Annotated in this window: 21 protein-coding genes; 11 read left to right on the top strand and 10 right to left on the bottom strand. The window is 69.7% G+C overall.

Features of this window, described 5'->3' with window-relative positions; genetic code table 11:
- Positions 1–148 precede the first annotated feature (148 nt).
- Positions 149–757: an antibiotic biosynthesis monooxygenase gene (locus BN1193_RS17280; protein WP_040168184.1), complete on the top strand. Its 609-nt coding sequence runs from the start codon at positions 149–151 to the stop codon at positions 755–757.
- A 38-nt stretch (positions 758–795) separates the two neighbouring features.
- Here the strand turns inward: BN1193_RS17280 and BN1193_RS17285 are convergent, their stop codons facing one another.
- Positions 796–1,659, bottom strand: a complete 864-nt coding sequence (locus tag BN1193_RS17285; RefSeq protein ID WP_040168186.1) for a DsbA family protein — start codon at positions 1,657–1,659, stop codon at positions 796–798.
- Between the two features lie 184 nt (positions 1,660–1,843).
- Between BN1193_RS17285 and BN1193_RS17290 the strand changes: the two genes are divergently transcribed.
- The 8 genes from BN1193_RS17290 to BN1193_RS17325 all read left to right on the top strand — a co-directional run bounded on the left by BN1193_RS17290 (position 1,844) and on the right by BN1193_RS17325 (position 12,109).
- A complete protein-coding gene (locus BN1193_RS17290) occupies positions 1,844–2,869 on the top strand; it encodes a LacI family DNA-binding transcriptional regulator (protein WP_040168187.1) in 1,026 nt (341 codons plus the stop codon).
- A gap of 92 nt (positions 2,870–2,961) precedes the next feature.
- Complete coding sequence (locus tag BN1193_RS17295; protein WP_052460924.1) at positions 2,962–3,834, top strand: ROK family protein; 873 nt, start codon at positions 2,962–2,964, stop codon at positions 3,832–3,834.
- Positions 3,831–5,669, top strand: a complete 1,839-nt coding sequence (locus BN1193_RS17300; protein ID WP_230206543.1) for a class I mannose-6-phosphate isomerase — start codon at positions 3,831–3,833, stop codon at positions 5,667–5,669. Before BN1193_RS17295 ends, BN1193_RS17300 begins: the two co-directional genes overlap by 4 nt.
- Before the next feature lie 83 nt (positions 5,670–5,752).
- Entirely contained in the window at positions 5,753–7,024 is a 1,272-nt protein-coding gene (locus tag BN1193_RS17305) for an ABC transporter substrate-binding protein (RefSeq protein ID WP_040168188.1), read from the top strand.
- A 4-nt stretch (positions 7,025–7,028) separates the two neighbouring features.
- On the top strand, positions 7,029–7,904 hold the full coding sequence (locus BN1193_RS17310) for a carbohydrate ABC transporter permease (protein WP_040168189.1): 876 nt from the start codon (positions 7,029–7,031) through the stop codon (positions 7,902–7,904).
- Position 7,905: 1 nt separating this feature from the next.
- Positions 7,906–8,790: a carbohydrate ABC transporter permease gene (locus BN1193_RS17315; protein ID WP_094770607.1), complete on the top strand. Its 885-nt coding sequence runs from the start codon at positions 7,906–7,908 to the stop codon at positions 8,788–8,790.
- Between the two features lie 13 nt (positions 8,791–8,803).
- Complete coding sequence (locus BN1193_RS17320; protein ID WP_040168191.1) at positions 8,804–10,924, top strand: glucosidase family protein; 2,121 nt, start codon at positions 8,804–8,806, stop codon at positions 10,922–10,924.
- Positions 10,925–10,957: 33 nt separating this feature from the next.
- Positions 10,958–12,109, top strand: a complete 1,152-nt coding sequence (locus BN1193_RS17325; RefSeq protein ID WP_040168192.1) for a DUF4185 domain-containing protein — start codon at positions 10,958–10,960, stop codon at positions 12,107–12,109.
- Positions 12,110–12,248: 139 nt separating this feature from the next.
- Here BN1193_RS17325 and BN1193_RS17330 read toward each other — a convergent pair whose 3' ends face one another.
- Positions 12,249–13,403, bottom strand: a complete 1,155-nt coding sequence (locus BN1193_RS17330; protein ID WP_040168193.1) for an AI-2E family transporter — start codon at positions 13,401–13,403, stop codon at positions 12,249–12,251.
- Positions 13,404–13,497: 94 nt separating this feature from the next.
- Here BN1193_RS17330 and BN1193_RS17335 point away from each other — a divergent pair, with 94 nt between their 5' ends.
- Entirely contained in the window at positions 13,498–14,034 is a 537-nt protein-coding gene (locus tag BN1193_RS17335; RefSeq protein ID WP_052460966.1) for a GNAT family N-acetyltransferase, read from the top strand.
- A gap of 134 nt (positions 14,035–14,168) precedes the next feature.
- On the opposite strand, the gene BN1193_RS17340 is transcribed toward BN1193_RS17335, so the two are convergent.
- The 4 genes from BN1193_RS17340 to pepN all read right to left on the bottom strand — a co-directional run bounded on the left by BN1193_RS17340 (position 14,169) and on the right by pepN (position 21,345).
- Positions 14,169–16,961 (bottom strand): DEAD/DEAH box helicase, encoded by a 2,793-nt coding sequence (locus BN1193_RS17340; protein ID WP_040168195.1) that lies wholly within the window; start codon positions 16,959–16,961, stop codon positions 14,169–14,171.
- Between the two features lie 12 nt (positions 16,962–16,973).
- Positions 16,974–17,585, bottom strand: a complete 612-nt coding sequence (locus BN1193_RS17345; protein ID WP_040168197.1) for a GNAT family N-acetyltransferase — start codon at positions 17,583–17,585, stop codon at positions 16,974–16,976.
- A 123-nt stretch (positions 17,586–17,708) separates the two neighbouring features.
- Positions 17,709–18,728: an aggregation-promoting factor C-terminal-like domain-containing protein gene (locus BN1193_RS17350; RefSeq protein WP_052460926.1), complete on the bottom strand. Its 1,020-nt coding sequence runs from the start codon at positions 18,726–18,728 to the stop codon at positions 17,709–17,711.
- A 196-nt stretch (positions 18,729–18,924) separates the two neighbouring features.
- Positions 18,925–21,345, bottom strand: a complete 2,421-nt coding sequence (gene pepN, locus BN1193_RS17355; RefSeq protein WP_052460927.1) for an aminopeptidase N — start codon at positions 21,343–21,345, stop codon at positions 18,925–18,927.
- A 115-nt stretch (positions 21,346–21,460) separates the two neighbouring features.
- On the opposite strand from pepN, the gene BN1193_RS17360 reads away from it, so the two are divergent.
- Positions 21,461–21,997, top strand: a complete 537-nt coding sequence (locus tag BN1193_RS17360; RefSeq protein ID WP_141396724.1) for an NUDIX hydrolase — start codon at positions 21,461–21,463, stop codon at positions 21,995–21,997.
- A 291-nt stretch (positions 21,998–22,288) separates the two neighbouring features.
- Here the strand turns inward: BN1193_RS17360 and BN1193_RS17365 are convergent, their stop codons facing one another.
- The 4 genes from BN1193_RS17365 to BN1193_RS18520 form a co-directional block, all read right to left on the bottom strand.
- On the bottom strand, positions 22,289–22,732 hold the full coding sequence (locus tag BN1193_RS17365) for an adenylyltransferase/cytidyltransferase family protein (RefSeq protein ID WP_040168198.1): 444 nt from the start codon (positions 22,730–22,732) through the stop codon (positions 22,289–22,291).
- A gap of 148 nt (positions 22,733–22,880) precedes the next feature.
- The gene (locus tag BN1193_RS17370; RefSeq protein ID WP_040168199.1) at positions 22,881–23,816 is read right to left on the bottom strand and encodes a glycosyltransferase family 2 protein; all 936 of its coding nucleotides are present in this window, start codon (positions 23,814–23,816) and stop codon (positions 22,881–22,883) included.
- On the bottom strand, positions 23,813–24,838 hold the full coding sequence (locus BN1193_RS17375; protein ID WP_040168200.1) for a glycosyltransferase: 1,026 nt from the start codon (positions 24,836–24,838) through the stop codon (positions 23,813–23,815). The genes BN1193_RS17370 and BN1193_RS17375 overlap by 4 nt, the downstream gene beginning before the upstream one ends.
- Positions 24,835–25,518, bottom strand: a complete 684-nt coding sequence (locus BN1193_RS18520; protein WP_052460929.1) for an acyltransferase — start codon at positions 25,516–25,518, stop codon at positions 24,835–24,837. The genes BN1193_RS17375 and BN1193_RS18520 overlap by 4 nt, the downstream gene beginning before the upstream one ends.

Below are 25,518 nucleotides of genomic sequence, written 5' to 3' on the forward strand. Positions count from 1 at the left end.
TACGGGTGGTGCTCATGCATGGCAATCTGACCACACAGCTCTCGTGAGCTACGGGTGGTGGTCATGCCGCATGGCTCATCCCTCACAGCAATATGACCACACAGCTCCCCGTAATCTGCGCGTCATGCTCATCCCTCACAATTGAGACATGACAGAAAGCGCGATCGAGCCGATCACCGTCGCCATCGAGCGCCGCATCGACCCGGAGCGTGCGATCGAGGCCACCAGTTGGATGCAGGCCGGCACCGATCTCGCCGCCGGCTTCTCCGGGTTCCTCGGGTCCGGATGGGTGCGCGCGGGTGAGGGCAGCGACCTCTGGTACATGCTCTACCGGTTCCGGGACATCGAAACGCTGGAGGCCTGGGAGGCCTCATCCCAGCGGACGTGGTGGCTGGATTCCGGCAGCGCGTTCGCGCGCGAAGTGCGCGTCGAGCGCCGCACCGGGATCGAGGGTTGGTTCGACGCGCACCTCGCCACCGGCGTCGACGTGCGCCCCGGTGCTCCCGCGACAGGTCCGGTGCGGGCGCCGGTGCCGCCCACCCCACCGCGGTGGAAGCAGGCCGTCACGATCTGGCTCGGCTTCTTCCCGGTCAACCTGGTCGCTTCGCTGCTGCTGGGGCTGATCCCCGGGTTCGCCGAGGTGCCCGTGGCGTTGCGCGTGCTCATCACCACGGTGATCCTGACCCCAATCATGACGTACTGGGTGCTGCCGGGCATCACCCGGCTCCTGCGGCCCTGGCTCACCCGCGGGGTCTGACGCGGGTTCGCCGCAGCCGGTGGGGTGCGGGGAGCGGGTCAGTTCTTCCCGGTGCGGATGAACTCCGTGGCGTCGGTGGTGCGATCCCACCGCACGTCGTTGACCACCAGGGTCGGCGTGGAGAATCCGGTGCCGCCGCCGGCGAGCGGACCGTTCAGAGCGGCGGTGCCGGTGATGCGCTGAGTGGACACCGACACCCAGTCGCTGAAGGTCCCCCCGGTGACGCAGGCGTCGACCGACGCGGGAACGCCGGCGCCGTGCAGCACGTCCAGGATCTCCGTGTCGCTCAGCCCTGCGGAACCCTCCTCCGGCTGCGCGGCGTACATCGCCTTCTGCGCGTCGAGGAACGCGTCCGGCGCCGTGTCGGCCACGCACGCCGCGGCGTTCGTCGCCCGCAGCGAGAAGTCGGTGGAGTAGGCGTTCCCGAGGATCGAGATCGGGAACACCTCGAGCGTGGCGGAGCCGGACGCGACCCGGCTCATGATCGTATCGAGGTTGTCCTCCTCGAACGACTTGCACGCCGGGCAGGTCCAGTCGACGTAGAGGCGGATGTGGTCGACCTTGCCCGTGCCGGGCCACTGCCGCGCCGTCGGCAGGGTGTTCGCCGCGAGCGCCGGCGTGCTCACCGGCTGGACGCCGCCGTCGGGCACAGCCTGGAACGCGATCCCGCCGGTGTTCATGTTCGCGGGACCGGCGGAGGCGGACACCCGCTCGGTGGCTGGTCCCGGCTGGTTGATGACGATGACCGCGATGATGACGGCCACCACGGCGATGGCGGCGGTGACGATCGCCGGCACCAGAATGCGGCGGCGCTTCAGGCGCTTCTGGGCCTCGGCATGCGCGAGGCGGTCGGCCTCGCGCGCAGCCGCGAGTCGCTGCGCCTTCGTCGGTCGCTGTGCCATTTCGTCGTGCTCCTTCGTCGTCCCGGATCCAGTGAACCATGTCGCTCCTGGACGGGCCCGGTCGGCGGGATCAGCCGGGGGAGACGCCGGCGCGCCCCCACCCGGACGGTGACCGCCTTTCCGCGAAATCCGCGTGTCGGCGCCTGCGTGATAACGTTCCCGGCACAGGAGAGACGGAGCGGAGATGGGTCGAGCTGAGCGACGTCTCACGGTGAAGGACGTGGCCGAAGCGGCCGGAGTGAGTCCGATGACCGTCTCGCGCACTCTCGCCGGCGGACAGAACGTGCGCCCGGACGTGCAGGAGCGGGTGCGCGCTGCGGTCCGCGAGCTCGGCTATCACCGCAACGAGAACGCGCGCAGCCTCCGGCCCGGACAGAGCAGCGGACTGGTCGGCGTCGCCATCACGAACATCTCCAACCCCTACTACAGCACCTTCGCGCTGGGCGTCGAGGAGGAAGCCGCGTTGACCGGACGCCGGATTCTGCTCGGCAACACCGGGGAGGACCCCGAGCGCGAGGACCAGCTCCTGCGCGATTTCCTCGGGCGTCGGGTCGAGGGACTGATCATCGTCCCGACCACGACCACGGCCGATCACCTGCGCGGTGCCCCGGATGTGCCCCTCGTGCTCGCCTCCCGCGTCGTGCCCGGGGTGGAGGCCGACCACGTCGTCCTCGCCGATTGCGCCGGCGCCGAAGAGGGGACCGGCGCGCTCCTGGACGCCGGACACCGTCGCATCGGGTTCCTCGGCAACCTCCCCGGGATCTTCACGAGCTCGCGGCGCCTGCGCGGCTTCGAACGCGCGCACGAGCTGCGCGGCCTGAGCGTCGACCCGGCCCTCATCTCCACCGGTCAGCAGGACACCGAGACCGCCGCCGTGGCCATGGGCCGACTGCTCGCGCTCGCGGACCCGCCCACAGCGGTGTTCTGCGCCAACAACCGCAATGCGATCGGGGCGATGGCGGAGATCGGTCGGATTCTCGCCAGCGGTGAGCGGACCGCGGCCGAGATGCCGGAGCTGATGAGCTTTGACGACTTCGAGCTGTCCGAGCTGATGCCCGTTCCGGTCAGCGTGATCCGCCATGACGCGCGCGAGATGGGGCGCCGAGCGGCGCGACTTCTGCTGGACCGGCTCGACGGCGGCGGCGATTCGGCGTCTCACGGGTACCGCAGCATCGAGCTGCCGGTCGAAGTCGTCCGACGCACGCGCTAGCGCGCACCATCCGCTCGGACGGAGGATGATTGACGCTGTCCCTCGCCATTGATATCGTTACCAAAATTCAGGGCGCGCGAAGAGGAGCGACGGTGGAGCTGGCGATCGACTTCGGCGGAACCGAGGTCAAGATCGGGTTGATCGAGGCGGGTGAGTTCATCCGCACGTTCGCGATCCCGGCCGAGACCGGCTCCCGGGACGTGCTCGAGCGCGCTGCCGCCGCGGTCGCCGACGTCGCCGGCGTGAGCGCCGTCGGCATCGCGGTGCCGGGTGTGCTCGCGCCCGGCGGCCGAGCGATGCTCGCCGCGAACGACAAGTACGAGCCCCTCGTCGGCGTCGACCTCATCGATTGGGCCGGCGCGACGTTCGGACTCCCGGCCGTGGTCGAGAACGATGCGCGCGCGGCGCTGCTCGGTGAGCTCGCCCCGGGTGGGTGTGCCGACGGAGTGCGCGACGCGGTGCTGCTCACGCTCGGTACCGGGATCGGAACGGCGGCGGTCATGGGCGGGGTGCCGATCCGGGGTGCCCACGGTCATGCCGGAATTCTCGGTGGTCACGTGACGGTCGACATCGACGGTCCACCCTGCCCGTGCGGAAACATCGGGTGCGCGGAGCAGCTCGCCTCCAGCCGCACGCTGCGCGAGGCGGGAATCGGACCGGAGCAGTGGGCGTCCGCCGCCGCCGGGACGGCGACCCTCGCGGTACGGCGCGCAATCGAGGCGCATCTGCGGGTGTGGGGCGCGGTGGCGGTCACGATGTGCCACATGTACGACCCGGACGTCGTCGTCCTGACCGGCGGGATCCTGCGAGCGGGGGACATCGTGCGCGAGGGGATCGAGCGCTGGCTGGACGCGCACCTGTGGTCCACGGCGCACCGCCCCGAGGTGCGGGTGCCGTCCGCACCGGAGCATTCCGTCCTGCGTGGCCTGGCCGTCCTGGCCGCCGATGTCGAAGGGAAATCATGACCGCGGATCGAGACATGTCGCTGGTGTCCGGAGACCATCGTCCCGGTGCATACGATCTCCAACCCACGGTGCCGCTGCCGCCGGGGGAGCGGGTGCGTCATGGTGCGGACGCCTGGCGTGATGTCGCTGCGGCGGGGTCGCGCATCGTGCTGGTCGACGCCTACCCGGGCACGAACCTCGTCGCCCTCCACGCCGAGCTGACCGCCGCTCTGCCGGACTGGCGCCTGATGGATGTCGAACGCGCAGCGCGCCCGATCGCCGAGATCGATCGGATGATCGCCCAGAACCTCACCGACGACCGGGTGTTCGGCGTGCTCTCGCACCAGAACCTCCCGGACTTCTACGACGGCGAGGCGCTCGCCACCCTGGCTCGCCAGATCGCCGCGCTGGACGGGCCGGTCATCGTGACCGGATGGGGTGCGGCGCTGCTGGAGCCGCTGCTGGCGGAACCGGTGACCCTCGTCCTCGCCGACCTCGCGCGCTGGGAGATCCAGTTGCGACAGCGCGCGGGCGCGCCGAACTGGCACTGCGACAACGGCGACGAGGATCCCCTGCGCAAGTACAAGCGCGGCTTCTTCGTGGAGTGGCGCGTGGCCGATCGGCACAAGCGGGGCCTGTTCGATCGCGTCGACTTCGTCTACGACTCCGCCGCCCTCGCTCCCGCGCGAGCGCGCCCGGACGAGCCGGGCATGATCACCGGGGCCGCGTTCCGGGGTGCCCTGGCCGCCGCGACGGAGGGTCCGTTCCGCCTCGTTCCGTTCTTCGATCCCGGGGTCTGGGGCGGTCAGTGGATGAAGCAGCTCATCGATCTGGACCGGTCCGAGCGGAATTACGCCTGGTGCTTCGACTGCGTCCCGGAGGAGAACTCGCTGCTGCTCGAGGGGGACGGCGGAGTCGTCGAGATCCCCGCCCTCGATCTCGTCCTGACGGAGCCGCGACGGCTGCTGGGTCAGAAGACCTTCGCCCGCTTCGGGGCCGAATTCCCGATCCGGTTCGACTTCCTGGACACGATGGAGGGTGGCAACCTCTCCCTGCAGGTTCATCCGCTCACGGACTACATCCAGAACACGTTCGGCATGCACTACACGCAGGACGAGAGCTACTACCTCCTGGATGCGGAACCCGGGGCGGTGGTCTACCTGGGCCTGAGAGAGGGGGTCGACCCGGACGCGATGATTCGCGATCTGGAGGCGGCTCAAGCGGGTGATGCCCCGTTCCCGGCGGAGCGGTACGTCAACACCTTCCCGGCACGCAAGCACGACCACTTCGCGATCCCGGCCGGCACCGTGCACTCGTCCGGGGCGAACTCCATGGTGCTGGAGATCTCCGCGACACCGTTCATCTTCACGTTCAAACTGTGGGACTGGGGGCGAGTGGGGCTGGACGGCCGTCCGCGCCCGGTGCACCTCGAGCACGGCGTCCGCAACATCCAGTGGAACCGCGACACGGCGTGGACGCGGGAGAATCTGGTCGGTCGTGTCGAGCTGATCGCCGGTGACGGTCCGGACCGGGAGGAGCGCACCGGCCTGCACGAGCTCGAGTTCATCGAGGTCAGGCGGCACTGGTTCACCGCGTCCTCGGACCGGCACACCGACGGCACCGTGCACGTGCTGAACCTCGTCGAGGGGGACGAGGCGCGGGTGGTCAGCCCGACCGCGGCGTTCGCGCCGTTCCTGGTCCACTACGCCGAGACCTTCGTCGTTCCCGCGGCCGTCGGGGCGTATCGGCTCGAACGAACCGCGGCCTCCCGAGCGGAATCGATCGCGACGGTGACCGCGTACGTCCGGGGCACCCGGAACTCGGACGATCGGCGCGACGGCGACGAATCTCCGTGAGTACCTTGCGCAGATCCCAGCGCATTGCTACGGTGTGCGCTAATTGGTAACGATACCACCACCAGTGAGACAAGGGAGTCCTCATGACATCGCGACGCATGGCCGCCATTGCGCTGGTGGCCCTCTCGGCCATCGGCGTCACGCTGGGCGGTTGCTCCGGATCGGGATCGCCGAGCTCGACCGCCGGCGCCACCGGAACGCTGAACTTCTACACCGACAAAGCGGCGTGGAAGCCGGACTTCGAAAAGCTCAACGCCGCGAGCAAGTCCGCGACCGACATCACCCTGTCGGTGACGGGGTACTCGGACTCCAACCAGTACAACGCGTTCATCAAGCAGTCCTTCCGCACGAGCAAGACCCCCGGTCTGTTCACCTGGCACACCGGCGACGACCTGAAGAGCCTCGTCGATGACAACCTGCTCGCGGACACCACGAGCATCTGGGACAAGGCGATCTCGGAGGGCTGGGCGAGCGAGGATCTGCGCAAGACCTACACGTTCGACGGCAAGCAGTACTGCGTGCCGATGAACGTCGCCTACTGGGTGATGTTCTACGACAAGAAGACGTTCGCGAAGTACGATCTGCAGGTTCCGACGACGTGGGATGAACTGAACACCGTCGCCTCGACGCTGAAGAGCAAGGGCGTCACCCCGTACAACCAGTCGAACGTGCTGTTCACCTTCCAGTGGTTCCAGCACCTCGTCGCCACGACCGACCCCGCGCTGTACTCCGGACTCGAGGACGGCTCCGTGAAGTACACCGACCCGCGGATCGTGAAGATCATGGACCTCTGGCTCACGGAGCAGAAGGCCGGCTGGTTCAGCGACCCGGGCAGCACGGTGGACCCGGCGGTCGGCCTCAAGCAGGGCGACTTCGCGATGATCGACATGGGCACCTGGTTCGCCGGGAACCTCGCCAGCGCCGGGATGAAGGCCGGGACGGACTACGGCATGTTCATCATCCCGCCGGTGAACTCGTCGTTGCAGACGACCCCGGTCGCGGTGGAGTCCGGCCCGATGTGCACGGCGGAGAAGTCGCCGCAGAAGGCTCTCGGCCTCGCGTACTCCGAGTGGTGGATGTCCCCCGAGGGGCAGACGCAGTGGAACCAGGCGCACCCGGATGTCGCGTTCAACCCGAAGGCGACGGTGAGCGATCCGAGCCTGAAGGCGATCGGCAGCGAGGTGACGACTGACAAGTACTCCCAGTACGAGCGGTTCTACGAGGCGATGCCGACGTCGGTGGTCACCGTGGCCGTCGAGCAGTTCGGCGCGTTCAACACGAACCCGGGCGACCCCATGCCGTTCTTGCAGAAGATCCAGGACGCGGCGGACACCTATTGGGCGACCCAGAAGTAAGAGCATGGCCGCGCGTGCGACGAGCTACCAGTGGTCGGCCCGGGGCTTCATCGCCCCGGGCGTGATCCTGGTCGCGGTCCTTCTCTACCTGCCCCTGCTGTGGACGGTGTTCCTGAGCTTCACCACGTATGACGGGCTGAGCGACCCGAAGTGGGTCGGCCTGTCCAACTACGTGACGATGTTCACCGACAGCGGCTTCTTCGGCTCGGCCGGGAACACCCTGCTGTGGGTGATCGGGACGCTGGTCATCCCGGTGGGAGTGGGACTGGCGATCGCGTTGCTGACGTGGAACCTCGGCGGCGGGATCTGGCTGCGGTTGCCGTTCCTCATCCCGTACGCCCTTTCCGGTATCGGCGTCGGCGTGATCTGGTCCTTCATCCTCTCCTCGAACGGAGCACTGGACCAGGCACTCGCGGCCATCGGCATCAGCGACCCGCCCCGGTGGTTGCTGGACACCCCGTTGAACACGGTGATGATGATCATCGCGTCGGCGTGGCAGGGGGTCGGCGTGAACGCCCTGCTGTTCACGATCGGGCTGCAGTCGATTCCGGCCGAGCCCCTCGAGGCGGCGCGGATCGACGGCGCGGGGGGTCCGCGGCTGTTCGGCAGCATCATCTGGCCGATGCTGCGTCCGCTCACCGCGGTCGTGGTCGGGCTGTCCATCGTCGCGAGCCTGAAGACGTTCGACATCGTCTGGAGCATGACCAACGGTGGTCCGGGCACGGCGAGCGAGACCCTCGCGCTGACGATGTACAAGGACACCTTCGTCAACAGCAACTACGGGCTCGGGTCCGCCGTGGCCGTCTTCCTCTCGGTCGTGACGCTCGTCGCCTCCGTCGTGTACCTGCGTCAGCAGCTGTCGCCGAAGAACGAGGTGTGAGATGAGCCAGACACGCACGATCCTCACCGGCACCGGTTCCCACCCAACCGCGCTCCGGCACCGCCGCACGCACCCGTCCACCGTGATCCGCGTCGTGGTGCTGGTGGTGCTCGGCATCATCTGGCTGCTGCCGACGTACCTGCTCATCGTGAACGCGGCCAAGGACCCGACCACCTTCACCTCGAAGACCGCCTGGGCCGTGACCGACTTCCACCTCTTCCAGAATTTCGGCGCCGCACTCGAGCTGTCCGGGCTCGCCGGCAGCGTGCTGAGCACGCTGCTGTACGCGATCCTCTCGCCGGCGATCGCGGTCCTGGTCGGCGCGGCCGCGGGCTTCGCGATCGTCGCTCTCCACCTGCGACACGGGTTCGCGTGGTTCGTCTTCATCTTCGGCGGCACGATCTTCCCCCTGCAGATGATCCTGCTGCCGCTGTTCGACGGCTATTCCCGGACCGGGCTGTTCGACACCCGGACGGGCATGGTGATCGTCTACACCGCCATCTCGATCCCGTTCTCCGCGTTCGTGATGCGCAATTTCTTCACCGGCATCGCGCACAGCATCTTCGAGGCGGCCGTGCTGGACGGGGCCACGACCTGGCGGATCTTCCTGCGGATGTACCTGCCGATGGCCTCCAGCGCGCTGGTGGCGATCTTCATCCTGCAGGCGACCTTCGTCTGGAACGACCTGCTGCTGGGTCTGACCCTGAGTCAGTCCGACGACATCCGGCCGATCATCACGACCCTCTCGGGCATGCAGTCCACATACGGCGGCGCGCAGATGTCCACCGTGCTGGCCGCCGCCGTGCTGGTCTCGCTGCCGACCGTGATCCTCTTCCTGGCGACGCAGCGCTTCTTCTCCCGTGGCCTCGCGCTCGGACAGACCTGACGAAAGGACGGGCGTGCACCCGCAGACCCCCACCCTCGACGAACTCGCCGCCGATCCGGTGACGCACCACGACGACGACATGATCGCCCCGACCGGACTGACGAACTTCCTCGGCACGGTTCGCGTCGATCACGATCTCACCGCGGTGAGTGTGATGCAGTTCCCGCCGGTGTCGCAAGGGGCCACGCGGACCGCCGCGCTGTTCGTTGACGGACGCCTGTTCGCCTCGCTCGGGGTTCCGGTCACGCACGAGTGGCGTCCGGATCGTGAGCGACGCACCGCACGCTGGGACGGGTGGGAAGTGGAGACCACGACGGTGTGCGTCCCGGGCGAGACCGCCGTGGCGATCGAGATCCGGGTGCGCAACACCACGGCGGCGGAGCGCACCGTCACTCTCGCGCTGTCGCTGTCCGCGCGCGTGACGGTGACGCCGGAGGGCTGGCGTGCGGCGGAGTCGCCGGCCGCTGCGAACCTCGTCGAGGTCGCCGACGATCGCGTGGTCTTCCGGGACCCCGACGGGACGGCGTGGAGCGTGCAGGGGCTGGATGTGCCGGCGCGTTACCGGCCGAGTGGGGTCGTCAGCGCGGAGGGGTTCGACCTGGGCATCGGTGGCAACGGCCGCGGGGCGGAGGTGAGTGCACAGCTCGTCGTTCCGGCCGGGGGACAGGCCCGGTGCGGATACGTGGCGGCGCTGGCGACGGACGCCGCGGCCGCCGGGGCGATGTATGACCGGGTGATCGCCGACGTCCCGGCGGCGGTCGTCGGCGCGCAGCGCTTCTGGCAGGAACAACTCGTCGCGGCGTTCCGGGCGGATGACGAGGCGTTCTCCGGTCACCTGCCGACGCTGGAGACCACGGACCCGGTGCTGCGCCGGCTGTACCACTGGGCCGTGCTGGGAGTGGTGTGGTTCCGGCGCGACCACGCGGGCAACGTTCTCGGCCGCACGTACGACACCCTGATGCCGAACTACTGGGGGACGACGACCTTCATCTGGGACTACAGCCTGTCCTCGCTCACGCACGCGCTGCTCGATCCGACCGAGATGCGCCGACAGCTGCTGCACTGGGTGGACCGCGACATCCACACCCACTTCGGCACGTCCTCGCTGACCGGGGAGCCCGTGGGCAACTGGTACTCGGTGAACGATTACGCGATGACCCGCCTCGTCCATGACTACATCCGCATCACCGGGGACGATGCGCTGCTGGATGAGCCGGTCGGTGACGGGACGGTTCTGGACGCGCTGCACGCGTGGGCGACGGCCTGGCGGGGGCGGCGTCGGGGGAGCGCGCTCGCGGATTACGGCGAGATCGACAACCTCCTCGAGTGCGTGAGCTCGTACACGCACGAGGTCGCGAGTCTGAACGCCGCGAACGTCTGGGTGATGCGCACGGCGGCCGAGCTGCTGCGGCTGCGCGATGATCCCCGGGCCGCGGACCTCGAGGACGAGGCCGAGCGCCTGGTGCCCGAGATCATCGACCGCTACGTTCCCGGCACCGGGTACTTCACCGCGGGGCAGCCCGACGGGACGCGCCTGCCGGTGCGGCACTGCTACGACTTCAGCGTGGTCGGCACGACCATCGCCGCGGAGCTGCCACCCCGGACACGACGGGAGATGGTCGCCTTCTTCCAGCGGGAACTGCAGACGGAGAACTGGATGCGCGCGCTGTCACCGTGGGATCCGGATGCCAGCTACTCGGTCCGTCCGGACCATCAGTGGAACGGTGCATATCCGGCGTGGCCCGCGGACGCAGCCCGCGCCCTGATCGACCTCGGCGCCGCCGAGGTCGCCCTGGATTGGCTGCCGGGCCTCGCCCGATCGGCCAATCAGGGCCCGATGGGGCAGGCCCACTTCGTGACGGAGGCGCAACCGTCGATCAACGGCGGCGCTCGCAAAGCGCCCCCGCAGCTGCCGTACATCATCGACTGGGCGTGCTCATCCTCGGGTGCCTGGGTGGAGTTGATCCTCACTGGGCTGTTCGGACTGCGCGTCGACGCCGCCGGCTCGGTGCGTGCGGGTGGCCCGATCGCGACCCGTGACCCCGGTGCTGTGCTGCGCGATGTCCGGATCGGAGATCGCCGGGTGGACGTCCACGCCGATGGACGCGTGAGTGAGCATGTCCCCTCGCCCTGACGGGCGATCGTCGAGAAGCGAAGGAGAGCGGCGATGAACAGGATGATCCGTGGACTGGGCGTCGTGGGGCTCGGGGCACTGCTGACGCTCGGGATGGCCCCCGCCGCGCACGCCGCGGCCCCGACCGGCGGCCATCGGACCTGCTCGCTCGCGAGCGGAACGCTGACGGCCGCCGCGAGCACGGACACTGCGCTGACCGACATGTTCACCACCTACGGCGACACCGGCGGCGGATGGACGGGCGGGGACAGCACCTTCTCGCTCCGGCTGCGCGGAAACACCACGGGGTGGTTCTTCTCGGACACGTTCCTGGGGAAGGTGAGCGACGGTGCACGGCCGAAGGATTCCCCCTTCGTGAACAACTCGATCGTCGTCCAGGGCAAGAACGGCCTGCGCACGGTGACCGGTGGGACCCCGAGTGCACCGGAGGGCGTCATCCCGCCGGAGGCGAACGGGGACTGGTACTGGATCGGCAACCCGATCGACGGCACCGGTGGCACCGTCCAGATCCCGGTCCTCCGCTTCCACCGCACCGGAAGCGGGTCGTTCGATTTCGCGTGGGTGGCCAATCGCCTGGCGACCCTCGACGGCAAGACGCTCACGCTGCGTTCGCTGACCGACCTGCCCTCGGCCACCGGCATCAACTGGGGGTCGTGGACGATGCGCGATCACGGCTCGACCTACGTCTACGGCATCAACGACGTCGCCGGCGTTCGCAGCGCCTACCTCGCCCGTGTCTCCGGCAATGACGGACTGCGCGGCACCTGGAGCTTCTGGAACGGCACCGGATGGTCGGCCGCAGAATCCGCGGCGGTCCCGGTCGCGCCTTACGTGTCCAACGAGTTCAGCGTCGCGCCCTACCAGGACGGGTACCTGATGATCACCCAGGACACGTCCGAACTCTTCTCGACGCGCATTCTGGCCCGGGTGTCGTGCTCCTTGACCGGGCCGTTCTCCACCGGAGTGGCGGTGTACCGCACGCCGGAGACCGGAGCCTCCGGCAGCTACCACGACGCGAACGTGTGGACATACAACGCGCACGAGCACCCCGATCTCCGTCGGGGGAACCACCTGGTGGTGACCTACAACGTGAACACCTTCGACAACGTCAACAGCGTGTACGACGACGTCACGATCTACCGACCGCGCTTCCTCGATGTCACGCTGAACTTCACCGGCAAGTGAGGCGGAGGAGCGGGATCACTCCACGGTGAACGACGCGTCCGGGCTGGCGCAGCTGCCGGACCCACCGCCGGACGCGGAGACCCGGCGTGATCATGGCAGAGGCCGGCCCGGACGGGGACGTCCGTGGCCCGATCGAGACTCAGGCGGTCGGTTCGCCGGGGTGCGGCTTGGCCCAACCGGCCGGCTCGTTCGGACCGTTCCAGACCTGCACGATGCCCCACGCGACCGCGGTCAGCGGCACGGCCAGCACGGCGCCGATCACACCGCCGAGGACGGTGCCGATCGTCAGCGCGACCAGGATGACCAGGGAGTGCAGCTTCAGCGTGCGTCCCATCAGGACCGGCTGGAGGAAGTTGCCTTCCAGCTGGTTCACGAGGATCACGACGCCGACGACGAAGATGGCGTTCACCGGACCGTTCGCGACCAGGGCGACCAGGGCGGCGAGGATGCCGGCCAACGTCGCACCGACGATGGGGATGAAGGCCAGGACGAACACCAGCACGGCCAGCGGCAGCGCGAGCGGCACCTGCAGGATCCACAGGCCGACCCCGATGCCGATCGCGTCGACCGCGGCCACGGCGGCGGTGCCGCGGACGTAGGACCCGAACGTGCTGACCGTCTTCTCCCCGATCCGGTCCATCCGGGCGAGGGCGGTGCCGTTGAACGGGCGCTTCAGGAACGCCCACAGTCGCGGGCCGTCCTTCAGGAAGAAGAACAGCACGACCACCATCAGCACGAGTCCGGTGATGAAGCTGGCCGCTGCGCTGACGCCGGCGATCGCACCGGAACCGAACTGCGCACTGGTGAGGAAGTGCTGCAGCGACGCCCACCACTCCTGCAGCTGCTTCGTGTCCGGCGCGAAATCGGTGGTCTGCACCCACGCGATGACCTTGTCCACACCGTCTGACGCCTGGGCGTACAGCTCACCCCATTGGCCACGAACGGCGACCACGATGAACCAGACCACGAGACCGAGGACGATGACGATGGCCAGAAGCGCCAGGACCGTGGCCCACACGGACGGGACTCCGCGACGGCGGAGCCAGCTCATCACCGGGGCGAACGCGCACGCGATGATCAGGGCGAGCAGCACCGGAATGACGACGACGCTGAGGTAGCGCAGCCCGATCACCACGGCGGTCGCGAGCACGAGGATCGCGATGATCTGGATCGATCGTGTGGCGATCAGCCCGAGCGAATCCTGCCATGCGCCCGGGGCTCTGGTGGCCGTCGCCGGGGCGGGGGCCACAGGCGAGGCGTCGTTCTTGCTGGCGGACCGGCGCTTCTTCGTCATCCCTCGACCGTATCGGCCCGGCTCTGACGACGGGCCACCGATCCCACGCGTGCCGGGAAACACTCCGGAAACGCGGCCGTTCTACGATGCTCACGTGACTTCCCGAGTGATCCGTCCCGCCACCACCGCCGATGTCGCACCGTGCGTCGCGATCTACGCGCCGTACGTGACGGACACGCTCGTGACGTTCGAGGAGACGGTTCCCACCGCGGGCGCGTTCGCGGTGCGCATCGCGACCGCACAGCAGCAGCACGCTTTCCTCGTCCTCGAGGAGGGCGGTGTCGTCCTCGGCTACGCGTACGCGGTGCCGATGTACGACCGGCCCGCCTACCGCTGGGCGTGCGAGGTCAGCGTCTACCTCGGTGCGGACGCCGTCGGCGGCGGCCGCGGGCGGGCGCTGTACGCGGAGCTGCTCGCGCGCTTGCGGGAACGCGGCTACCGGCGGGTGTTCGCCAAGGTCACCCTGCCGAACGAGGCCAGCATCGGATTGCACACCGCATTCGGCTTCCGCTTCGCCGGGACTCTGGAACTCGCCGGTTTCAAGCACGGCACCTGGGCGAGTGTGGCGATCCTCCAGCTCGACCTGGACGACACGACGGATCGCGCGGCCGCACCGGCGCCGATCGCCTGAGCGCGCGCAAGCACGAGGGCGTCTCGTGTTCAGTCCGGCTGCGCGCAGTGATCAGTCCGGCTGCGCGGGGACGTCGCGTGATCAGTCCAGCCGTGCGCGCTCCGTGTCATCAGCCCGGGCCCGCGTCCGTCGGATCAGTCCAGCAGCGCGCGCACCTCGTCGGCGGTGAGAGCGCCGGAGAACAGGTCGCCGTCGTCGATGACCTCGTCGAACAGGGCCCGCTTGCGCTCACCGAGCGCGAGCACCTTCTCCTCGATCGTGTCCCGCGCGACGAGGCGGTAGACGAACACGCGCTCCGTCTGACCGATCCGGTGCGTGCGGTCGATCGCCTGGGATTCCGCGGCGGGATTCCACCAGGGGTCCAGCAGGAAGACGGAATCCGCCTCGGTGATCGTCAGCCCGACGCCGCCGGCCTTGAGGCTGAGCAGGAACACCGGCGCATCACCGGAGCGGAACCGATCGATCACCTCCGGGCGCCGCCGCGTCGAACCGTCCAGGTACTCGTAGCGGACGCCCCGCGCCTCCAGGCGCTCGCGGACCAGCGCGAGGAATGACGTGAACTGGCTGAACACGAGCGCCCGGTGGCCTTCGGCGGCGAGATCCTCGATCCGGTCGATGAGCTCGTCGAGCTTCGCCGAGGGCACGGCGGACTCCGGAGCGGCATCGATCAGCCGCGGGTCCAGGGCCAGCAGCCGTAGCAGCGTCAGCGAGCGGAAGACGATGAACCGGTTGCGGTCGAGGTCCTCGACGAGGCCGAGGAGCTTCTGCCGCTCGCGCTGCAGGTACCGCTCGTAGAGGGCCCGGTGCTCGCGGGACAGCTCGATCGAGACCACCTGCTCGAGCTTGTCCGGCAGTTCGCTCGCGACGTTCGCCTTCGTCCGACGCAGCAGGATCGGCTTCAGCCGCCGCCGCAGTTCGGCCACGCGCTCGGCACTGTGCGCCTTGACGTAGCGGTCGGTGAAACGGATCCGCGAGGCGTACATCCCCGGCGCCACCAGCTGCAGGATGGCCCACAGATCCAGCAGCGTGTTCTCCATCGGCGTGCCGGAGAGGGCGTACACGGCCCGCGCGCGGATCGCCGCGGCCGCCTCGTGCACCTGCGCCGTGGCGTTCTTGACGTACTGCGCCTCGTCGAGGACGAGCCCGTCCCACGGCGGCACCGCGAAGCGGTCCGCCTCCAGCCGCAGCAGCGGGTAGGAGGTCAGGACCACATCGACGTCGTCCGGGATCGGGTCGCGGGTCGCGGCCACGGTCGCCACGGTCAGCTCCGGCGCGAAGCGGGCGAACTCGTCCGTCCAGGCTCCGACGACGGACGTGGGTGCGACCACGAGGAACGGCCGGCGCTCGGCGCGCGGGGCCCGGTTCGCGGCGTGCCGGATCAGCGCGATGGCCTGCAGCGTCTTGCCGAGCCCCATGTCGTCGGCGAGGATGCCGCCGAGCCGGTGCTCCCACAGGTGAGCCAGCCAGCGGAACCCGTCCAACTGGTACGGACGCAGGTCGGCGTGCAACCCGGCCGGCGGGTCGATCGGTGGCGGGACGTCGGTCAGCGCGGCGGCGGTCCGCCGCCAGGCGAGGGCCTCCGGGGACACGTCGGACTCGTCCTGGAACGGCTCGAAGATCGGCAGCGCCGACGGCGGGACGCGGGCCCCGGTCTCCCACTCGTTCAGCATGGTGCCGTCCTCGATGAGCTCGCGCAGCGCGTCGAAGAGGGGATGTTCCAGTTTCAGGTAGGTCTTGTCGACCATCAGGAGCTTGTCGCGTCCCCGGCTCAGCGCCCGGAAGACGTCTGCCAGCGCAACCGTGTACTCGCCGATCACGAGGACGAAGCCGAAGTCGAACCAGTCGTTGTCGCCGTCCTGGGGCACGGCGACGATGCGCAACTGCGGTGGTTCGGCGAGGTCGCGGTAGTCCGGGCGTCGTCCGACCTCTTCGAGCTCGACCTCGGCGGCGATGATCGCGGGCAGATCGTGCAGCACGAACGCGGCGGCGTCCGCTCCGCTCAGCCGTGCGGGCGTGTCGAACGGCGGGTCCGGCAGCGGCTCCAGCCGAGACCCGAGGCGGGTCGCCCACCTCGTCAGGAGCACATCGCGCGGTCGGTACTCGATGATCAGCACGACGCGCGGGGTGGCGGTGGGCAGGTCGAGGCCCGCGCCGCGGACGTGCACGCGGTGGGCGAGGACCGGATAGTGATCGCGCCAGAACTCGGCCACCTCCCCGGCCGGCACGCGCAGCGACGCGCGATCCCAGCCCAGCATCGCGACGTCGGCGGGCGCCGCCGTCGCCAGCGTCACCTGCAGCCCGTCCTCGAACTCGCAGGCGTAAAGGCCGTGATCGCCGATCGTTCCGGTCACGGCGACCGGGGCGTCGGCGACGGTGACGCGCGGTTCCAAGCGCAGGGCGCTGCTGCCGGGGTAGGGCGAGATGTCCACCGCCACGGACGCTTCGCCGATCGTGACCGATCCGTCCCGCTTCCCGGCCACGAGGGAGATGCCGACATCGGACGCGCCGCGCAACGCCGGCCAGAGGAGCGGACTGGCGAAGTCATCGAGGTACAACCAGTCCGCCTCGGACGCGCGATAGCCTTCCGATCCAGCGCGATGCAGAGCGGTGAACTGCCCGAACCAGGCCACCTGGCGCGGGTCCAGACGCAGTCGCTCGATGCGGTAGGGCAGGTCCCCCCACGTCACCTCGGCGGTCACCCAGTTGCCCGACGTCGAGCGCACCGCGGGGCGGACGGCGAGGCGCTGCGTCCCGCGCGGGCGCACGGAACGCGCCGTTTCCGCCCGGGGCGCGACCCACTGCGACCCACCGCGGGTCAGGGTGCGGAGCTGGAAGAGCAGCGCCAGGGACGCTCGCTCGTCGTCCGATCGTGCGGCGCCGGTCCCCAGTTGCGCCCTCCAGCCGGAGGCATCGGACGAACTCGGCATGCCTCCATCATCTCAACCGGCGGGGACAGTCGGACCGCCGGTCCCCCACTCGTCCGCGAGCAGCGCGTAGTTCATCCCGTCCATCCAGACGCCCGACCGGTGCAGCGCCGTCCGCCGGCTGTGCTCTTCGCGGCGCATGCCCAGTCGTTCCATGACGCGCCAGGACGGGGTGTTCTCCGCGAAGCATCCGGCGTGCACCCGCCGCAGCCCCGCCTGCGTGAAGGCGGCGTCGATCATCGCGCGGACCGCCTCGGTCGCGTAGCCGCGGCCGGCGTACGCCGGGTCGAGCACCCAGCCGAGCTCGGCTCCGGTGCCCGACGCTGCGGCGGCGACCTCGGCCTGCGCCCACTCGTCCTCGACTTTGAGCATGAGGTCGCCGATCACGACCGGTTGTGCCCCGGCCAGCTCGATGATCAGCGTCGTGGCCAGTCGGTGCGGGGCGTGGAAGTACGTCGAGAACGCCTCGGCGCTCTCCGGTGCGGCACCGAGCCAGCGCGAGACCACCGGGTCGCTCCGGTACGTCCACACCACGGCGTCGTCCGCGGGGCGCGCGCGGCGGATCGTGAGGCGGGGGGTCCGCAACGGCCAGGCGATCGCGGTCAGCGGGTCGGAGGATGCGGTCATCCGCACAGCGTATGCCCGGCGATCACCGGGGCGGACCTCCCGGGGCGCGCGTCCGTGCCACGAACGCCGCGGCCGCGGCGACGAGGAATCGTCAACGCGGCCGCGGGGAGAGTGGGGCTGGTGTCAGTACCAGCCGGAGGACTCGGAGTGTCCCCACGCACCGCACGGGGTGCCGTACGTGTTGGAGATGTAGCCCAGGCCCCACGCGATCTGCGTGGCCGCGTTGGTCTCCCAGTCGGAGCCGGCCGAGGCCATCTTCGAACCGGGCAGAGCCTGCGGGATTCCGAAGGCGCCGCTCGGGTTGTAGGCCTGGTAGTTCCAGCCGGACTCGCGGTTCCACAGGGATTCAAGGCAGCCCCACTGGTCATCGCCCCAGCCGTAGGAGCTGAGCATGCCGTAGGCGGTGGCCTTGGCACCCGACGGGGAGTTGTCGCCACTGCCGGACGGGACCGGAGCGGACGGGTTCGAGTTGCCGCTGGAACCGGAAGAGTCAGAACCCTGATCGTTCTGGTCCTGGTTCTGGTTCTGGTTCTGCTGCGCTTCCTCGTCAGCCTTCTGCTTGGCCTCTTCCGCGGCCTGGCGCGCGGCTTCCTCCTCGGCGGCCTTCTTCTCGGCGGCCGCCTTCTCCGCTGCGGCCTTCTCGGCGGCCGCCTTCGCGGCGGCGGCCCGGACGGCGGCGTCGTGCTTGGCCTGGGCGGCCGCGATCCCCTCGCGGAGGGAGGTGGTCTTCGCCTCGACGGCGGCGGTCTCGTTCGAGATCGCGGTGGTCGCCTGCGTCAGCAGGAAGCCGGGGATGCCGCGAAGATCCTGGTTCTTCTCGACCAGCTGGCTCAGGGTGCTGGTGTCGATCGTCTTCTCGACGCCGGTCAGATCCAGGGTCGAGCGGGCGGCCTCGGACACCGCGGAGGCGGCATCCGAGATGGCGCCCTGCGCGTCGGTGAAGACCTGATCAGCGTCCTGAGTCTGGGCGGCGATCGTCTCGACGGCGGCCGACGCGGTGGCGGAGTCGCCGGCCGTGATCGACTGGGCGGCGAAGGCCGGGGTCGCGCTGGCCGCGCAGGCCAGAACGAGGCCGAGGCCGACGGTCAGGATCGAACGAGTGGGGGTGGACAGACGCGTCGGACGCTTATTCGTGGGGGTCATGATCTCCGTGGGCAGGGCTGATGCACCGTGGGGGTGGTACAGCTTCGGGTATTCGCTTCGGGCGACGAAGCCCCTACCTTCGGCCCCGGACCTGGGCGAAACCTCCGCATTCCCTGTGTGCACCGCCCCGCTCAGGGCGGTCCGGACCCCTCGCGATCGGCATCCTGGTGCGGATCGCAAGGGGTCGCGCACATCGTTATGAATTCGTTTGAATTCGTGTCGCGCGGGCCCGCTCAGCGTCGTCGAGGAGGTCGTTGAAGCCGCGTGCGGCCACCGTGGGAAGCCCGCCGTCGATGGTGGAGCGAAGCGCCGAAACGAGGGCTGCGCCGTCGTCCGGGGTCGGGATGGTCGGGAGCGCGCGACCGATCAGCTGCCCCATCGCCTGCCCGGATCGGCGGGCGAGATCGGCCAGGTCGCCGGGGGCCCGAGCGACCCACTCCGCCACGAGCGCCCCCTGTTCAATGCCCCAGAAGCCGGCGGCGACCGCGGAGAATTCGCGGTTGGACAGTTCACCGCTGATCAGTCGCGTCCACCACTGCGCTTTCGCATCCGGCGTGCCCACGGCCGCGCCCGCGGAGAGCGCGGCGTGCGCACCGGAGGTGGTGCGGTCACGGTCGGCCTCGGTCGCGATCAGATCCGGACGGCCGAGTTCGGCGAGACGCCGCACGATCATCCAGCGGACGGCCTGGTCGGTGGTGGTGCGCAACCGCTCCTGGAGCACCTCGACATCGGCGCCGACGTGCGCGAACAGGCGCTCGGCCGCCGGCGCGAGTTCCGGATTCCCGCCGTCGAGGATGACGGTCGCGAGGTCGGCGAGGGCCGCGAGCCGCGCACCGATCTCCGCCGTCGAGCTGTGGCTGATCGTCACGCGGAGCACGAGGGCGATCGCTCCCTCGAGCACGGTCGGGTCGTTCTCGACCGCGAGCTGGGTGCGCGCCAGGTCGACGACGGATCCGACATTGCGCCGGCCGTGTTCGACATCGGCCACGGCGGTGGCCCAGAGCAGCGCGCGCGTCAGCGGAGATGCGACAGCACCCAGCGCGCGGTCCAGGACCCGGCGGGACACCGCGTCCATGTCCAGGGCGGCATATGTCTCGTCCGCGGAATTCGGCAGGACCGCGAGCCCGGCGAACTCGTCCAGCCGGATCGGCCCGTCGGCCAGGTCGACCAGGGCCTCGCGCACGACGGCGCCGCGGTCGTCATAGCCCGTGACCGTGAAGCGGTGGGGGCGCGACCCATCGCGGACGAGCACCGGCACGTCGCCGTCACGGGTGACCCGGATGGTGTCATACCCGGTGGTGCGCAGCCACGACGCGGCCCAGGAACGGACATCACGGTCGGTGGCCGAATCGAGGGCATCCAGGAAGTCCGCGAGCGTGGCGTTGCCGAACGGGTGCGCGGACAGGTGCGCGTTCACCCCGGTGAAGAAGTCCTCCTCGCCGAGCCACGTGACCAACTGGCGCAGGACAGCATTGCCCTTGGCGTACGTGATCATGTCGAAGTTGGCGAAGGCCGTGTCGACGTCCGGCAGGTTCTCGGCGTCCTCGGCGATCGGGTGGGTCGAGCGGCGGGCGTCCGCGCGATACGCGGTGGGCTTGCGGCCGAGCGCCGCCGCCGTCCACAGCGACGAACCCGTCGCACGACCGCCGACCTCGTAGCCCATGTAATCGGCGAAGGACTCGTTCAGCCAGGAGTCCTCCCACCAGCGGAAGGTGACGAGGTCGCCGAACCACATGTGCGCCATCTCGTGGGCGATCACGGAGCTCATCGCGTGGCGCTGCATCGCGGTCGGCGGGGCGGGGGTGAGGTACTCGTCCCGGAAAGCCACACAACCGGGGAACTCCATCGCGCCCCAGTTCAGACCCGGCGTGAACACCTGCTGGTAGTCCTCGAACGGGTACGGCTCGGTGAATGTCGACGTGTAGTACGCGAACGCGGCGGAGGTCGTGGCCTTGAGACCATCGATCTCCCGGCGCAGCTCCGGCTCCTGAGAAGCGCGCGCATGCCAGCCGAACGGGAGGGTTCCGCCCGCGTACGGCTCGTCCCAGGTGATCGAGACGTAGGGTCCGCCGCAGAGGAAGAAGATGTACGAGGAGAACCGCGGGGTCTTCCGGAAGTGCCAGGTGTCACCCTCGCGCCGGTCCAACCGGCCGTTGGCGAGCACCGTCCAGTGCGACGGCGCGGTGACCGAGACCGTGAAAGAGGACTTGAGGTCCGGCTGATCGAAGCACGGGATGACCTTCTGCGCGACGTCCATCGCGGTGTACGCGCTGACGTACCGCTCGCCGTCGGCGGGGTCGGTGACCACGGTCATCCCGTCGCCGTCGGTGACGTAGGGCATCGTCGCGCGCACCGTCACGGAGTTCTGCGCAGCGAGGTCCGTCAGGGCGATGCGCGCGCCGTCGTAGGTCGCGGTGGTGTCGCCGGACGTGGTGATCTCGACGTCTTCGGCGCCGGTCAGCTCCAGGAACGAGGACGCTCCCGGTGACGAGCACGCGAACGTCACCGTCGCGTCGAGGACGAAGCGATCCTCGGGTCGGAGATCGAGGTGGACGACGGTGTCGACCTCCCGGATCAGGTCGGCACGGACACGGGCTTCCTGCAGAGTCAACGACACCCACCCACGCTACCCCCGCGCTGTTTGACCGCGAGACACCCAAGCACGTCCGAGACGCCCCGCATCGCGCTGGGTATCGGACGTGCCTGGGTGTCTCGGACGCTAGCGTGTGGGGGTGACTTCACCGAGGCCGTGGACCGTGACCGACACCCGCCGCATCATCGATGACCGGTGGGTGCACCTGCGGGCGGACGACTGCCGCGACGTGCTGGGACGGGAGATCGCGCCGTACTACGTGCTGGAGCAGGCGGAGTGGGTTAACGTCGTCGCGCTCACGGCGGACGGGCGGATGCTCATCGTGGACGAGTACCGCCACGGCGCGGGCGAAGTGATGCCGGGGTTGCCGGCGGGAGCCCTGAACCCGGGCGAGGAGCCCGCCGTCGGCGCCGCGCGGGAACTCGCGGAGGAGACCGGCTACGCGGGCGCCGCACTCATCGACCTCGGCTGGGTGTGGGCGAACGCGGGTAATCAGAACAATCGAGCGCACTACTTCCTGGCGACGGACTGCGTGCGCACGGGCGAGCAGCGCCTGGACGCGAGCGAGCTGATCGATGTCCGCCGGGTGCCCTTCGCCGAGGCCGGCGCGCAATTGCGGCACGGTCTGGCTCTGATGGGCTGGTACAAAGCGCAGGACTGGCTCGCCACGCACTGACGGGATGATCCTCGGCCTCGATCGGCCGACGCGCGCACCGCGCAGCGGGTCAGGCGGCGGAGCTCGGGCTCGTCAGGGGGCCGTGGCACGGTGGGCGGACTGGGGATGCTGGGGATGCGCCTGCCGTGCCACGGCGCGTCCGGAACATCCGGGCGGGGGGTATCGGTCCCCATCCCGGACATGTGCGCACGAGGCGCTTCCGGACGTCGTCGACGTTCCTGCTCCGGCCGCAGCCGGTCGAACGTCGATCTTCGACCGGGGACGCTGCCGCACGCGGCCCCGGAAACATGGTCACACCAGCCCGCGCGCGGCGGGCACCTCGATGAGTGCGTCGAGTGTGCGACGCAACTGGGTGCTCGAGGTGTGCACGGTGTACGGGAAGTACACGACCTCCACGCCGACCGCGCCGAGTTCCCGCTCCAGACGGAGCCCCTTCTCGGTGCCGCGCCAGTCGTCACCCTTGAAGAAGTGCGTGAACCCGACGGCGCGCCAGGCGTCGATCTTGCTCGGGGTGGTCTCGACGTGCACGTCATCGACCCAGCGGATGGCGCGCACGATCTCGGCGCGCTCCATGGTGGGGATGACCGTCTCGATGCCCTTCACCTGCAACAGCATCTCGTCGGAGACCACTCCGGCGACGAGCACGTCACAGTGCTCCTTCGCGTGGCGAAGGATGTTGAGGTGTCCGACGTGGAACAGGTCGAAAGCACCTGCGGCATAGCCGATTCGAGTCATTGCGCCCTAGCATCACCAACGACGCGAGCACTGCTCGCGTATCCCAGTCCAGTCCGGTCCGCACTGGACCGATCGACGACTCCCACCACCGTCGTGGTCAGCATAGCCCCCGTACAGCCTTGGACGCCACCAAAAGTTGGACTGATGCTCAAATGTGGTGGACGGTGTGCCGTCCGCGATACTCGCGGTACGTCACTCCCAGCGCTCCCGCCACCATTCCCGCGCCCCGCGCGGTCAGCCTCGCGCCGCGCGCATCGTGGGTGATGTCGCGGCGGACGAGGCCCCAGGCGCGCCGCGCCAACCCGGCGCCGACGCGGGCCGCGCCGACACCCGCGCCGCGCAGACGCACCGCGATCGCGCGCGCGCCGGTCGCCGTCGCCACCTGTCCTCGCACGGCTGTCGTGCCCACGCGGAAGGCCCGTCGCAGCACCCAGGCACGCGTCATCCGGTCCGCCGGAACGACGTCGTACACGAGGGCATCCGGGCAGGAGACGATGCGCGCGCCGCCGGACACGAGTCGCCGAGTGAGGTCGATGTCCTCACCCCCGGACAGACCGAACTTCGCGTCGAACCGGACCCCACTTGCGCGGACGGCGGCCACATCCAGCAGCAGGTTGTTGGTGGCGGCGAACGGCATCGCCGCACCGGCGTCGAAGCGGACGCGACGGAAGAAGCCACCGGCTTCGATCCACGGGTCCGCGTGGGGGAACGTGGACTCGACGCGGCCGGAGACCACCTCGGCCTCGCCGCGCACCCAGGGTCCGGTGAGGGCGGCGAGCCAGCCGTCGGCCGGGACCTCGTCGTCGTCGATGAAGACGAGGGCGTCATCGACGGTGGCGGCGTCCAGAGCCGCATTCCGGACCGCGGCGAGACCCGGAGCGGGAACGGCGACGCATTGCACGCCGTGTCGCTGCGCCACCTCGGCGGCCGACGCGTCCGGGTCGTTGTCGAGTACGATGACGCGTCCGGAGACGTCGTGCTGCGCGCTCAGTGCGTCCAGCTGCGAGGGCAGCGCGCTCAGCAGGCGATCCAGCAGCGCCGGGCGGCGCAGGGTCGGGATCGCGATGACCAGGGAGCGGGTCATCGCTTCCTCGTCGCCGCCCGGGCCGCGACGGCGCGGCGGAACGCCTCGCGATGCCGCGCACCCACGCTGTCCCAGGTCCGCGCCGACAGGTCGGGCGCGCTGACGCGCTCTGCGCGGACGGCGGGCAGGAATGCGGTCAGATCGTCCGCGTCCAGTTCGCCGTCGTACATGAGCACCCACCCCGGACCGACCTCGGCCGCCAGGTCGGCGTTCACGTCATTGCGCGGCACCAGGACGGGCCGCTCCAGGGAGAGCGCGGCCAAGACGGACCCGGAATTGTGCATGAACCGGTAGGGCAGCACGACGCCCTCCGCGGACCGGATCGCGGAGGCGAATTCCGCCTCGTCGAGGAAGCGCAGGTCGGTGGAGATCCGGGCGTCCCCCGACGCGAGAGCGCGAACCTCATCGGCGAGTTCTGCGCTGGTCGGGTTGCCGGAGATGTGCAGGCGGAGATCCGCGGCGGTGGTCGCGCGGAACGTCTCGATGAGGTGTTCGACGCCCTTGTATCGCCGCACCAGTCCCACGAAGCCGAGGCGGCCGGCGACCGCCTCGCCACCGGTCACGCCGAGGTCGGCGAACCAGGACCGGAAATCGCCGTGCGGGATCATCGCGGTCTCGGCACCGGGGTCGGTCACGGTGTGGTCGTTCAGCACGATGCGCAGGTCCGTTCGGCGTTCGATCGCCTCCAGCAGGCGCCGCTCGAACGGCGTGACGTCGCGGGGCAGGTCGACGTTGTGGGCGGTGCGGACCACCGCGATACGGGAGAAGCGCAGACGCAGCACGAGCGCGGCCACGTACGCGCGGCGGGCGAGCGCACGCGCACCGGCGGCACCGCCCAGCAGGGTCTCCGGCCAGTGCAGGTGCAGCACGTCGTAGCGTCCGAGCAGCGCCCGCCGACGGTCGAACCGCAGGTGCGTGATGCCGTCCGTCCGCGCCAGCGCACCATCGAGCAGGTGGATGTACGGATTCGTCGTCGCACGCGGCGCGCCGAAGGACTGCATGACGCGCAGCGGGGTCGTCACCGGGCGTCTCCTGCCGCCGTGCGCATCCGGATCACGCGCGCCGGAGCACCGGCGGCGATCGCACCGTCCGGGACGTCCTTGGTCACCACACTGCCGGCGCCGATCACGACGCCGGACCCGATCGTGACGCCGGCGGTGATGATGGCGTTCGCGCCGATCCAGACGTCATCGCCGATCGTGATGAACGACCGTTCCACGCCCTGCGACTTGATGGACGCCGCGCTGTCGTCGAACCGGTGGTTCTCGCTCTGCAGCTGCACTCCGGGCCCGCACATCACGTCCGCGCCGATCGTGATCGTCCCGGAGCAGCCGATGAAGCAGCCGGTGGCGAAGCTCGAGCGATCGCCGACCGAGAGGCCCTCGCCGACGTCGCCGCCGTAGTACGACGATGGGCGCACGACGGTGCGCGCGCCGATCGACACGTCCGAGCCGAAGCGGAGACCGTCCCGGGAGGTGCCCTGCAGCTCCACGCCGTCCTCGATCACCAGGCGTCCGGTGTGGGAGAGGAAGCGCAGCCCGCTCACCCGAGTGCGGCGGCCGATGAACAGCGGGCCGGTCGAGGCCCGCAGGAACGGTTTGCGCACGAGACCGCGCAGCAGCATCGGCACGACGCGCAGGACGAATCCGACCTCCGCCGCGCGGGCGTCGCGGACGGAGCTCAGACCGCTGAAGCGCCCCAC

It is taken from the genome of Microbacterium gorillae, assembly GCF_000826185.2.
Classification (GTDB): Bacteria; Actinomycetota; Actinomycetes; order Actinomycetales; family Microbacteriaceae; genus Microbacterium; species Microbacterium gorillae.

What these genes read in the sequence shown, in the direction of transcription:
- BN1193_RS17280 (WP_040168184.1), top strand. Translation starts at nt 149, where the DNA reads ATGACAGAAAGCGCGATCGAGCCGATCACCGTCGCCATCGAGCGCCGC.
- BN1193_RS17285 (WP_040168186.1), bottom strand. Translation starts at nt 1,659, where the DNA reads ATGGCACAGCGACCGACGAAGGCGCAGCGACTCGCGGCTGCGCGCGAG.
- BN1193_RS17290 (WP_040168187.1), top strand. Translation starts at nt 1,844, where the DNA reads ATGGGTCGAGCTGAGCGACGTCTCACGGTGAAGGACGTGGCCGAAGCG.
- BN1193_RS17300 (WP_230206543.1), top strand. Translation starts at nt 3,831, where the DNA reads ATGACCGCGGATCGAGACATGTCGCTGGTGTCCGGAGACCATCGTCCC.
- BN1193_RS17305 (WP_040168188.1), top strand. Translation starts at nt 5,753, where the DNA reads ATGACATCGCGACGCATGGCCGCCATTGCGCTGGTGGCCCTCTCGGCC.
- BN1193_RS17310 (WP_040168189.1), top strand. Translation starts at nt 7,029, where the DNA reads ATGGCCGCGCGTGCGACGAGCTACCAGTGGTCGGCCCGGGGCTTCATC.
- BN1193_RS17315 (WP_094770607.1), top strand. Translation starts at nt 7,906, where the DNA reads ATGAGCCAGACACGCACGATCCTCACCGGCACCGGTTCCCACCCAACC.
- BN1193_RS17325 (WP_040168192.1), top strand. Translation starts at nt 10,958, where the DNA reads ATGAACAGGATGATCCGTGGACTGGGCGTCGTGGGGCTCGGGGCACTG.
- BN1193_RS17330 (WP_040168193.1), bottom strand. Translation starts at nt 13,403, where the DNA reads ATGACGAAGAAGCGCCGGTCCGCCAGCAAGAACGACGCCTCGCCTGTG.
- BN1193_RS17340 (WP_040168195.1), bottom strand. Translation starts at nt 16,961, where the DNA reads ATGCCGAGTTCGTCCGATGCCTCCGGCTGGAGGGCGCAACTGGGGACC.
- BN1193_RS17345 (WP_040168197.1), bottom strand. Translation starts at nt 17,585, where the DNA reads ATGACCGCATCCTCCGACCCGCTGACCGCGATCGCCTGGCCGTTGCGG.
- BN1193_RS17350 (WP_052460926.1), bottom strand. Translation starts at nt 18,728, where the DNA reads ATGACCCCCACGAATAAGCGTCCGACGCGTCTGTCCACCCCCACTCGT.
- BN1193_RS17365 (WP_040168198.1), bottom strand. Translation starts at nt 22,732, where the DNA reads ATGACTCGAATCGGCTATGCCGCAGGTGCTTTCGACCTGTTCCACGTC.
- BN1193_RS17370 (WP_040168199.1), bottom strand. Translation starts at nt 23,816, where the DNA reads ATGACCCGCTCCCTGGTCATCGCGATCCCGACCCTGCGCCGCCCGGCG.